This is a genomic window from Streptomyces laculatispora (genome assembly GCF_017353455.1).
GTDB lineage: Bacteria > Actinomycetota > Actinomycetes > Streptomycetales > Streptomycetaceae > Streptomyces > Streptomyces laculatispora.
This window is the reverse complement of the sequence record NZ_JAFMPZ010000353.1, coordinates 1-10,789: the sequence shown is the minus strand read 5'-3', so window position 1 is coordinate 10,789 and position 10,789 is coordinate 1. Positions and strand designations below refer to the sequence as shown.

13 protein-coding genes are annotated in these 10,789 nt (G+C 69.9%); 8 read left to right on the top strand and 5 right to left on the bottom strand.

Annotation, left to right across the window (positions count from 1 at the left end):
- The 3 genes from J1C73_RS18810 to J1C73_RS18800 form a co-directional block, all read right to left on the bottom strand.
- Nucleotides 1-866, bottom strand: an 866-nt coding sequence (locus J1C73_RS18810; protein WP_207317425.1) for a M56 family metallopeptidase, incomplete at its 3' end; no start/stop codon positions are given.
- Between the two features lie 86 nt (nucleotides 867-952).
- Nucleotides 953-1,543, bottom strand: a complete 591-nt coding sequence (locus J1C73_RS18805; protein WP_207317424.1) for a DUF5134 domain-containing protein — start codon at nucleotides 1,541-1,543, stop codon at nucleotides 953-955.
- Nucleotides 1,544-1,685: 142 nt separating this feature from the next.
- Nucleotides 1,686-2,072, bottom strand: a complete 387-nt coding sequence (locus J1C73_RS18800; protein WP_207317423.1) for a VOC family protein — start codon at nucleotides 2,070-2,072, stop codon at nucleotides 1,686-1,688.
- Between the two features lie 139 nt (nucleotides 2,073-2,211).
- Here J1C73_RS18800 and J1C73_RS18795 point away from each other — a divergent pair, with 139 nt between their 5' ends.
- Entirely contained in the window at nucleotides 2,212-2,769 is a 558-nt protein-coding gene (locus J1C73_RS18795; RefSeq protein ID WP_207317422.1) for a GNAT family N-acetyltransferase, read from the top strand.
- 7 nt (nucleotides 2,770-2,776) lie between these two features.
- Here the strand turns inward: J1C73_RS18795 and J1C73_RS18790 are convergent, their stop codons facing one another.
- Nucleotides 2,777-3,460 (bottom strand): glycerophosphodiester phosphodiesterase, encoded by a 684-nt coding sequence (locus tag J1C73_RS18790; RefSeq protein ID WP_123467495.1) that lies wholly within the window; start codon nucleotides 3,458-3,460, stop codon nucleotides 2,777-2,779.
- 570 nt (nucleotides 3,461-4,030) lie between these two features.
- On the opposite strand from J1C73_RS18790, the gene J1C73_RS18785 reads away from it, so the two are divergent.
- The 4 genes from J1C73_RS18785 to J1C73_RS18770 all read left to right on the top strand — a co-directional run bounded on the left by J1C73_RS18785 (nucleotide 4,031) and on the right by J1C73_RS18770 (nucleotide 7,955).
- Complete coding sequence (locus J1C73_RS18785; protein WP_207317421.1) at nucleotides 4,031-5,428, top strand: DUF6421 family protein; 1,398 nt, start codon at nucleotides 4,031-4,033, stop codon at nucleotides 5,426-5,428.
- Between the two features lie 26 nt (nucleotides 5,429-5,454).
- Nucleotides 5,455-6,222 carry an SDR family NAD(P)-dependent oxidoreductase gene (locus J1C73_RS18780; RefSeq protein ID WP_207317427.1) on the top strand — a complete coding sequence of 256 codons (768 nt, stop codon included), beginning with the start codon at nucleotides 5,455-5,457 and terminating at the stop codon, nucleotides 6,220-6,222.
- On the top strand, nucleotides 6,201-7,280 hold the full coding sequence (locus J1C73_RS18775; RefSeq protein ID WP_123467489.1) for a threonine aldolase family protein: 1,080 nt from the start codon (nucleotides 6,201-6,203) through the stop codon (nucleotides 7,278-7,280). The genes J1C73_RS18780 and J1C73_RS18775 overlap by 22 nt, the downstream gene beginning before the upstream one ends.
- A 75-nt stretch (nucleotides 7,281-7,355) precedes the next feature.
- Nucleotides 7,356-7,955, top strand: coding sequence for a transglutaminase-like domain-containing protein (locus J1C73_RS18770; RefSeq protein WP_207317420.1), 600 nt, complete (start codon nucleotides 7,356-7,358; stop codon nucleotides 7,953-7,955).
- Between the two features lie 133 nt (nucleotides 7,956-8,088).
- Here J1C73_RS18770 and J1C73_RS18765 read toward each other — a convergent pair whose 3' ends face one another.
- Complete coding sequence (locus J1C73_RS18765; RefSeq protein ID WP_207317419.1) at nucleotides 8,089-8,811, bottom strand: lysophospholipid acyltransferase family protein; 723 nt, start codon at nucleotides 8,809-8,811, stop codon at nucleotides 8,089-8,091.
- A 218-nt stretch (nucleotides 8,812-9,029) separates the two neighbouring features.
- Between J1C73_RS18765 and J1C73_RS18760 the strand changes: the two genes are divergently transcribed.
- From J1C73_RS18760 to J1C73_RS18750, 3 genes are all read left to right on the top strand, one after another.
- A complete protein-coding gene (locus J1C73_RS18760) occupies nucleotides 9,030-9,356 on the top strand; it encodes a TlpA family protein disulfide reductase (protein WP_123467483.1) in 327 nt (108 codons plus the stop codon).
- Nucleotides 9,357-9,555: 199 nt separating this feature from the next.
- On the top strand, nucleotides 9,556-10,062 hold the full coding sequence (locus J1C73_RS18755) for a flavin reductase family protein (RefSeq protein ID WP_207317426.1): 507 nt from the start codon (nucleotides 9,556-9,558) through the stop codon (nucleotides 10,060-10,062).
- A 201-nt stretch (nucleotides 10,063-10,263) separates the two neighbouring features.
- On the top strand, nucleotides 10,264-10,789 hold a 526-nt coding region (locus J1C73_RS18750), incomplete at its 3' end, for an electron transfer flavoprotein subunit beta/FixA family protein (protein ID WP_207317418.1).

Here is a 10,789-nt window from a genome sequence, read left to right as displayed (position 1 = left end):
GCGGTCAGCCGCAGCCGGCGGCCCGCGGTGAGCCGCCCCGCAGGCGCCAGCAGCCGGTCGACCCGAAGCGGCACCTGCGCGTCCGGTGTCGGGGACGGGCCGAACACGCCCCGGTCCTCGTTGAGTTCGACCAGCGCCAGGGCGATCGTCAGCCGGCCGAAGCGGCGTGACGCCACATCGTCGGCGGCCAGCTCGACGAGCCGGTGCATCTCGCCGCGGAACGCCGCGAACACCGGCACCTGCGGAAACCCGGACGCCAGCGCGGCGGAGCAGTTCAGCAGCCAGTCGTGGCGCGCCTTCGCGTGCCCCTGCTCATGCGCGAGCACCGCATCCAGCTGACGGCCCTTCAGCCTCCCCAGCGCGGCGGTGGTGATGACCAGTTGGGGTGCCGCGCCCGGCAGCCACCAGGCATCGGGCCGTTCCCCCTCCAGTACCACCAGCCGTTCGCTGCCGGGCTCCTCGCCGGGCATCAGCGGGGAGCGCACCAGGAGTTCGGCCCGCCGCCGCCTGCGACGCAGCTGCGCCCGGTGGATCTCCCGGGTCAGCATCGCGGCCGTCCACACACCGCCCAGTGCCAGCAGCACGGCCATCACGGCCGACCAGGGCCCGTACGCCGCAAGGGCGTAAGCCTCGACGACGGCGTGCGGCGCGGGCGCGAAGACATGGCCGCGCACCGCCTGCCAGGCCGCGGCCGCGCTGAACGTCATGGACAGTGCGAAGGAGAGCAGCACACCGGCCACCACGCACTGCCACACCCACAGCGCCACGACGGGCTCGCGCTCCGGCCATTCGGCCCGCGCCATCAGCCGCGGGGTCACGACGGCGGCCAGTGCACCGAGCAGCAGCAGCGCGAGGGAGACCAACATGGCGTCACCTTATGAGGGGCACGGCACGCACGGGTATGGCTGTGCTCGCCAAGTGACGTACGCCACGGTTTGCCGGGTCAGCTGTCTCACAGAGTGAGCAGCATCGCGAACATCGATATCCCCATGGTCAGACGGCAGGCCAGCGCCAGCTCCGGCAGGCCGGCCCAGCCGGCCGACGGCGGTCCGCCCGCCACGGCCCCGCCGCCGGTCGTCATCGTGGCCACCGGGACCAGCCGGGAGCCCGAGTGCAGTACATAGGCGGCGTAGTAGGCGAGGAGCAGTCCGGTCAGCAGTGGTACGCCCCCGGCCGCCGCCATGGTGTGCGATCCGTGCCCGCCGTGCGCCGCTCCGCCGGGACCCGCCATCACGACGGCCATGTAGACCATCGCCGACGAGCCGACCAGATGGTGCAGATGGTGACCGCTGCGGCGGGAGAACCACAGGGCGCGCAACGCGGCGACGCCGAACAGCGCCGCGTACACGGCCCATCCCCACGCGGGCGGGGCGAGGACGGCCGCGGGCACCGCCATCGCGGCCATCCCGAAGCCCATCACGGCCTCCGCGCGCGCCGTCCTGCGCTCCTCCCCGGTCCCGCTGCGGGTACGCAGCAGGCAGTACGCGCCCGTCAGCGCGCACAACGCCATCAGCAGCCAGCCGGACATCGCCGGACCATGCACAGCGGACCTCCCCCGGGCGAACGACATCGCCGTCGCCTAGTCGATGCCCGGGGCCGGACGCCTGTACGCGGCGCACTGGAGTACTGGGGGAGCGCGCGGCGGGGGTGTATTGCGAAACGGCTGGTGCGAGCGGCTCCGGATGTCAGGGCCGGAAGCGCAGCGGATGGTCCTCGGGCACCTCGACGACGGCGATGCGGACCCCGTCCGGATCGGAGATCCACATCTCGTCGAGTCCCCAGGGCTCACGCCTCGGCGCCCGCAGCACCTCGACACCGTGGGCCGACACCTCCTCGTACGCCGCCCGCACATCGGCCACCTGGAGCCACAGCAGCAGCCCGGGGGCCGGTGGCGCGTCACCGCGTCCGGACACTTCCAGGAAGCCGCCGCCCAGGAAGTAGACCGTCCCCCGCTCGGGACCGGTGCCGAACTCCCGGTGGACGGGCAGGCCGAGGGACCCCCCGTAGAAGGCACGTGAGCGTTCGGGGTCCGTGGGGCGCAACAGGATCCGGCTGCTCAGCACATGAACCATGATCCGGAGCCTAACGGCCTCACCCGCGATCCCTGGCGGGCGCGCAGCGGTCTGCTCGGTCCCGACGGCAGGCCGTGGCTCCCGGCCGGGGGTTACGCTGCTGCGGCACGGCCACAGCAGAGAAACGGAGAGCCCCCTCATGAACACCGCCCCGCCCCGGGACTCGGGAGAGCTGACCTTCCGCGACGCGACCGACGCGGATGTGCCCGCACTCGTGGAGCTCATCCAGTCCGCGTACCGCGGTGACTCCAGCCGCACCGGATGGACCACCGAGGCGGACATCCTCCAGGGGCAGCGGATCGACCCGCAGGGGGTCCGCGCGGTGGTGGAGAACCCCGGCAGCAGGCTGCTCGTGGTGGAGCGCGACGGCGGGCCGGTCGCCTGCTGCCAGCTCGAGCACCGGGGTGAGGCCGCCTACTTCGGAATGTTCGCGGTCCGCCCCTCGCTCCAGGGCGGAGGCCTCGGCAAGGTGATCATCGCCGAGGCCGAGCGCACCGCCCGGGAGAGCTGGGGGGTGCGTGAGATGCACATGACCGTGATCTCGGTCCGGGACGATCTGATCGCCTGGTACGAGCGCCGCGGCTACCGCCGTACGGGACAGATGAGCCCGTTCCCGTACGGCGATGAGCGCTTCGGTATCCCGCAGCGCGACGATCTCGCCTTCGAACTGCTGGTCAAGGACCTCCCGACGGACTGAGAAGCGGCTATGCGGTGAAGCGGCCCGCGCGGCGGATCTCCGGGAAGTCGGTGGTCGCGCCGTCGAGCCCGAGCCCGCGGGCGAGCCGCAGGTGGTCCTGGGTGTTGACCACCCAGCCGACCACCGTCAGCCCTTCGGCGTGCGCCTTCTCGACCAGCTCCAGGGTGATGCGCCGGACGTTGAGCACCAGCCGGGTGGCGCCCACCGCCTTCGCGCGGTCCACCACGTCCTCGCCCCAGCGACTGGCGACGAGTGCCGTGCGCACACCGGGCACCAGTTGCGCGATCTCGGCGATCGCCTCGTCGTGGAACGAGATCACCTCGACCCGGTCGACGAGATCGCGCCGCCGCATCACCTCCGCCAGCGTGCGGGCGGCGGCCACGTCCTTGATCTCCGCCTGCAGCGGAGATCCCACGGCGTCCAGAACCTCTTCGAAGACCGGTACCCGCTCGCCCCGGCCGGCGTCGAGTTCACGCAGCTCGGTCAGGGTCTTCTCCGCGATGGGGCCCTTGCCGTCGGTCGTACGGTCCACCTCGGCGTCGTGCATGACAGCGAGGGCGCCGTCCTTGCTCAGGTGAAGGTCCAGTTCGATGAGGTCCATCCCGGCCTGCTCGGCGTGGACGAACGAACGCAGGGTGTTCTCCGGCTCGACACCCATCACCCCGCGATGACCGATGGTGAGAAAAGACAAGGCACTCTCGCTTCCGTCGACGGCGTCTCCCCGCGTGCTGCTCCTACCCACGCGGCACTACGGCATGACCGCAATTCGGCACCCTAAGGGCTGTCCGGCAATCCGTGGTGGATCAGCGCGCGGCGAGCGGGGCGGCCGGGCGGGGGAGCGGGGCGCCGTGCCCCTGGACATCGGCTGCGCCGAGCGGGAACCCGGTGATGACGGCGGCGACCAGGACGGCACGAATGCTCACGCGGCGGTTCTCCGGAGTGGTACGGAATGAGCTGACGCGGTCCGTCCTATCGGCCGAGGCGCACGCCCCGCGAGCCGCGTCGCTCATGCGTGGGCGTGTCCCGCACGGGTTTGCCGGGCAGACGTGCGACGGCGGGGGCCCTCGCCCCTCCGGGCGGTCCCTCCGGACAGCCCCTCATCGCCACCCGCCCATGGAAGCGGCTGCCGCAACGCTGTAGCGCAGGAAAAAACGCGGTGACCATGGGGTTGGGCAGGATAATTTCCAGATCCCCACTTGTCTTGGAGAACTGCACACAGATACGGTTACTTGACGCGAGGTTCTCCCGTGGAGGAAGTGTTATGACGGAAATTCTTGTGCACGACGTTGCAGCCGACGGCATAACTGCCGCCCAGCGGGTGATCGAGCACCCGGCCTGGCCCGCGCTCAAGAATGCCGTGGAGGAGATCCGTCCGTGGCAGTCGAAGGACGGGTCCATCGACTTCGACGCCGAGGGCGCGCCTTCCCTGGCGGTCGCCGGGGCAACGCTGGGCCGGGTGACCGCCGCGGTCGAGGAGCTCTCCCCGCTGCTCCCGCACGACGCCGCGTACCACCGAGCCCTTGTCGCGGACCTGCGCCGCTGGGCCGTCGACGGCTTCGGCGTCCCGGACTTCCTCGACTCGTTGCTCGCCTTCCAGCCGGCCAAGGAGCGCGCCGACGGGCTGCAGCACCTGGTCGTCTTCGCGATGTACACGCAGAACGGCAACCCCGACCGCAACCTCGAAGCGGTCGTGCTCCGGATGGTCTGGCCCGAGTGGCTCGCCGACCTGGAGGCGACCCGTTACGACAACCCGCTGTTCTGCGGGATCACCTTCGAGGACTTCACCTCCGGGTACGACACCAACTCCGCGGTGCTCTTCCCGGAGACCATCGCCGTGCGCGAGGCCCCCGAGCGCTTCAGCTGGGGCGGCATCTTCTGCGACCGCGAGGCCGCCCGTTTCCGCCGGGTCACCGAGGCGTCCGTCGAGCTCCTCGGCATCGAGCTGCCCGCGGACATCCGTGACATGGTCGGCGACCAGCAGCGCTGCGAGCAGGCCTTCGTGCTCTGGGACATGGTTCACGACCGCACCCACAGCCACGGTGACCTGCCGTTCGACCCGTTCATGATCAAACAGCGCCAGCCGTTCTGGATGTACGGCCTCGAAGAGCTGCGCTGCGACCTCACCGCCTTCCGGGAGGCCGTGAAGCTGGAGGCCGACGGCTTCGGCCAGGGCCGCGACGTGCAGTACGCCGTGCTGTTCGACCGGATGTTCCGCTTCCCGGTCACTGGCGAGCGCGTCCGCAACTATGACGGTCTCGGCGGCCAGCTGCTCTTCGCGTACCTCCACAAGCACGATGTCGTGCGCTGGACCGACAACACGCTGAAGATCGACTGGGAGCTGGCCCCGCAGGTCACCAACCAGCTCTGCGGCGAGATCGAGAAGCTCTACCGCGACGGCATCGACCGCCCCAAGCTCGTCCACTGGTTCGCCGCGTACGACCTGGTCGCCACCTATCTGGCACCCCACCCCGGCTCCCGCTGGGCCAAGGGTCCCGACGCCCTGGACCTCTCCCAGCCGCCCCGCAAACTCGTTGACGACGTGCTTCCGGACGAGTTTCCCCTGAGCATGTTCTATGAGGCGCTCTCCAAGAAGCTGAAGAACGTGATCGCCTCCACCAAGGGGATCACCGCCGCGGACGCCGGGCAGGCGGCCGCGTGAGTGCACGGAGCGAGGAGGCGGTGGCCATGAACGGAAACGGCAAGGGCAGCGGGAGCGGTGCGCTCGAAGGCGCTGTGGTCGCCGTGGCAGGGGCGGCCGGACCGGCCGGCCGGGCCACGGTGCTCAGGCTCGCCGAGGCGGGCGCGGTCGTCGTCGCCTCGGACGCGAACGCCACCCGGCTCGCCGAGGCGGTGGACGCGGCCCGCTACGCCCACGGCGGCGCCACCGTCACCGGGGACACCGTGGATCTGCTCGACCTCGGTGCCGCCCATGAGTGGGCCGACAGGACGGAGAAGGAGTTCGGCCGGATCGACGGGCTCGTCCACCTCGTGGGCGGCTGGCGCGGAAGCTCCGGCTTCGCCGAGACGGATCTCGCCGACTGGACGCTGCTGGAGAAGCTGCTGATCCGTACCGTTCAGCACACCTCGCTGGCCTTCCAGGGCGGTCTGCAGCGCAGCGACCGCGGCCGCTACGTGCTGATCAGCGCGGCCGGCGCGAGCAGCCCCACCGCGGGCAACGCCGCGTACGCCGCGTCGAAGGCGGCGGCCGAGGCCTGGACCCTCGCGCTCGCGGACGCCTTCCGCAAGGCGGGGGGCGAGGAAGCGCCCCGGAGCGCGGCTGCGATCCTGGTCGTGAAGGCACTGGTGCACGACGCGATGCGCGCCGAGCGCCCGAATGCGAAGTTCGCGGGCTTCACCGACGTCAAGGAGCTGGCCGATGCCATCGCCGGCGTCTGGGACCGGCCTGCCCCGGAAGTGAACGGAAAGCGCCTGTGGCTGACCCCGCAACCGTAAGGACCGACGCGCGTCGTCATCACGACCCGCAGGTACGCGGCTTCGCCAGTGACAACTACGCGGGAACCCACCCGGAGATCCTGCACGCCCTCGCCCTCGCCAACGGCGGACATCAGATCGCCTACGGCGAGGACGAGTACACCGGTCATCTCCAGCGTGTGATGCACAGCCACTTCGGCCCCACCGCCGAAGCCTTTCCGGTGTTCAACGGAACCGGTGCCAACGTGGTTTCGCTCCAGGCGATGACCGACCGTTGGGGTGCGGTCATCTGTGCGGAATCCGCCCACATCAACGTGGACGAGGGCGGTGCCCCGGAGCGGGTCGGCGGCCTCAAGCTACTCACGGTGCCCACGGAGGACGGCAAGCTCACGCCCGAGCTCATCGACCGGCAGGCGTACGGATGGGACGACGAGCACCGCGCCATGCCGCAGGTCGTCTCGATCACCCAGAACACCGAGCTCGGCACGGTCTACACACCCGGCGAGATCCGCGCCATCTGCGAGCACGCCCACGGGCACGGGATGAAGGTCCACCTCGACGGGGCCCGGATAGCCAATGCCGCGGCCTCCCTGGACGTACCGATGCGTACCTTCACCAACACCGTCGGCGTCGATGTGCTCTCCTTCGGCGGCACGAAGAACGGGGCGATCTTCGGCGAGGCGGTCGTGGTCCTGAACCCCGACGCCGTCCGCGCGATGAAGCATCTGCGCAAGCTGTCGATGCAGCTCGCCTCCAAGATGCGATTCGTCTCGGTGCAACTGGAGGCGCTGCTCGCCGGCGACCTCTGGCTGCGCAATGCCCGGCAGGCCAACGCCATGGCCCAGCGGCTCGCCGAGGGGGTCCGTGCGGTGGACGGCGTGGAGATCCTCCACCCCGTCCAGGCCAACGCCGTCTTCGCGCGGCTGCCGCACGCGGTGAGCGAGCGGCTGCAGAAGCGCTTCCGCTTCTACTTCTGGGACGAGAAGGCCGGGGACGTGCGCTGGATGTGCGCCTTCGACACCACGGAGGACGATGTCGACACGTTCGTCCTCGCGCTGAAGGAAGAGATGGCGGCCTGACGATATCTGCATAACCATGCGGTCGACTGGAAAATGATTGACTTCCGGTCGGCCGCATACCTACGCTCGGCGACCATGGAGCTGATTCAGCAGGTCCCCGAAATCTCCGCCTACCTCGCGGCGGACGAGGCGATCGACCACGGACATCCGCTGGTCCGGGAGACGGCCGCGCACCTGCGTTCCGCAGCCGGCGACACATACGCATACGCGTCTGCCGCCTTCGACTTCGTGCGCGACGGCGTCGCGCACTCCGCCGACTCGGGCGACATGCGGGTCACCTGGCGCGCCTCGGACGTCCTGGCGGCCCGCAACGGCATCTGTCACGCCAAATCCCACGCCCTGGCCGCTCTGCTGCGCGCGGAGGGTATTCCGGCGGCCTTCTGCTACCAGCGGCTCGTGGACGACGACGGGAACCCGGGGCCGGTGCACGGGCTGATCGCGCTGCGGCTTCCCGGCCGGGACCGCTGGGACCGTCAGGACCCGCGGGGCAACCGGCCGGGCGTCGACGCGCGGTTTTCGCTGGATGAGGAACGACTGGCCTGGTCCGTGCGGCCGAAGTTCAATGAAGTGGACTATCCGCACCTGTATGCGGCGCCTCATCCGCTGGTTCTGCGCAGCCTGCGGGCTGCTGCCGACCGCACCCAGCTCTGGCGCACGCTTCCGGTGGCGCTCTGATGCGTGACGAGACCGCCCGCCGCCTCGTCCGGCGACTCGCCGGCCGGCCCCCGCACGAGGACCCGCACCCGGCCGCCTGGCGCGGTACGTACGCCGGAGTGACGTTTCAGCCGCGGCCGCCGACCGGTCGGCGTCAGCCCCGCTCGCGGACCTCGGCGGGTGTCGGGGCCGTACCGCCCAGATGCGCGGGAACCCACCAGGTGTCACTCGCGTCCCTCGGGCGCACCGGGTAGGCGCGCTGCGCGGCTTCGAGGAGTTCCTGCACGCGCTCCCGCAGCCGGCGGGTGATCGCGCCCGCGTACTGATCGGTGGGGGCCTCCACCGGCTCGCCCACGCGGATCGTCACCGGGACGTGACTGCGCCTGAAGTTGCGCGGGCGGCCCTTGGTCCACAGCCGCTGGGTTCCCCACAGCGCCATCGGGATCAGCGGCACCCCGGCCTCCTGGGCCAGCCGCGCGGCACCCGACTTGAAGTTCTTCAGCGTGAAGGACTCCGAGATCGTCGCCTCGGGGAACACGCCGACGATCTCGCCCGAGCGCAGCGAGGCGAGGGCGTGCGCGTACGCGTCCTCGCCCTGCTTGCGGTCGACGGGGATGTGCTTCATGCCGCGCATCAGCGGTCCGGAGACCTTGTGCCGGAACACCGATTCCTTCGCCATGAAGCGGACGAGCCGCTTCTGCGGCAGCGTCGCGAGCCCGGTGAAGATGAAGTCCAGATAGCTGATGTGGTTGCTGACCAGAACCGCGCCACCAGTCTTCGGGATGTGCTCCGAACCCTGGGTGTCGATCTTCAGGTCGAGCGCCTTGAAAAACGTACGAGCGGCGCCGATGACCGGCCGATAGACGAGTTCTGCCATCTGGGGGAGACCCTTCTTCAGCGCCTGGGGAGGGTTCTCCCGGCGGAAGTTACGCAGCCGTAGGTTTTCGGCATTGGGCCGATCGTGCCCCATGCGCGTCGTGGTGGCCAGTCTCGGCGGGCGCGGGGCGCGAGATTCTCGTCACGTGCGACGGCCGGGAATGTCCAGGCGGACGCGGGTGCTGACTCTTTGGGCAGAGCTCTGACAGGAGGCCGGAGATGGACGGGCAGGCGCAGGTGAACAGGCTGGATATCGCCCAACTCGGCGTGGAACTGGGGGAGCGGGCGACTCTCGTCCAGTTCTCCAGCGCCTTCTGCCAGCCCTGCCGGGCCACCCGGCGCACGCTCGCCGAAGTGGTGGCAATGGTCGACGGCGTCGTCCACGTGGAGATCGATGCCGAGGCGCATCTCACTCTGGTGCGTGCGCTCGACATCAGCGCAACCCCCACCGTTCTGGTGCTCGACGCCTCCGGCCGGATCGTCCGACGGGCCGTCGGGCAGCCACGCACCGTCGATGTCGTGGCCGCACTGGGGCAGGCGATATGACGGGCCGTGATGCATCTCCCACCTTGTGGGACGGTCTTGACTGCACCCGCCACGCATCGTCAGTCTGACGCTATGCCGCCAGTACTCCTTCTCTACGGCCGGGTCCATGTCGACCTCGCCCGCAACGCGAGCGCGCGCTGTCCGGATGCCTGAGCATCCACGGCCCCGTACCCCCGACGCGCAGAAGGACGACCTCTCCATGACGGCATCACCCGAGCTCGGCAACGCCCGGACTGCATCCCCCGACCTCCTTCGCTCCGTGTTCCGGCAGCACGCCGCCGGAGTCGCCGTGATCACCGCCGCCGGTGACCGGCCGGTCGGCTTCACGGCCACCTCCCTCAACTCCGTGGCCGCCGAGCCACCACTCATCTCCTTCGGTGTGGGCACCTCGTCCTCCAGCTGGCCGGTCGTCGCGGAGGCGGAGCACATCGGAGTCCACATACTCGGCGAGCATCAGCAGGAGCTGGCCGCCACCTTCGCGCGCAGCGGTGCCGACCGGTTCGGTCCGTCCACCTATTGGCGCAGTGGCCCGGAAGGCGTTCCGGTCCTGGACGGTGTGCTGGCGTGGCTGGTCTGCCGGGTCGTGGCGCGGATCCCGGCGGGGGACCATCGGATCGTGATCGCCCAGGCGGTTGTCGGGGACCCGGCCGGGTCCGGGCGGCCGCTGGTCTATCACCGGGGCCGGTTCACGGCTCTGCGAGACTGAGAACTCCTCGGTGGCACCCGGGCGCCGAGCGTTGGGCAGATCACAGTTCAAAGCGCTTGCCCATGGGGCAGGCACTGGGTGTACTGGCGAGTAATATTACGGTCGGAGCGTCGGTCGCCCCGACCGGAAATCGCCCCATCAGGCGCCTATGCTGCGTGCAACAAGGCAGCCCGGAAATGACGATGCAGTAGGAGAGCCGGCGTGAGCTTGAGGATCGTTGTCTGTGTGAAGTACGTGCCCGACGCGACCGGTGACCGGCATTTCGCCGATGACCTGACGTTGGATCGTGAGGATGTCGACGGTCTGTTGTCGGAGCTGGATGAGTATGCGGTCGAGCAGGCGTTGCAGATCGCGGACGGGGCGGATGATGCGGAGGTCACCGTGTTGACGGTGGGTCCGCAGGATGCCAAGGACGCGTTGCGCAAGGCGTTGTCGATGGGTGCGGACAAGGCTGTTCACGTCGAGGACGATGGTCTGCACGGTTCGGATGCGGTGGGTACGTCGTTGGTGCTGGCGAAGGCGGTCGAGAAGACGGGTTATGACCTGGTGATCTCGGGGATGGCGTCGACGGACGGCACGATGGGTGTGGTTCCGGCGTTGCTGGCGGAGCGGTTGGGTGTGCCGCAGGTGACGTTGTTGTCGGAGGTGAAGGTCGAGGGTGGTGTGGTGACCGGGCGTCGGGACGGTGACACGGCGTCGGAGCGGCTGGAGGCGTCGTTGCCTGCGG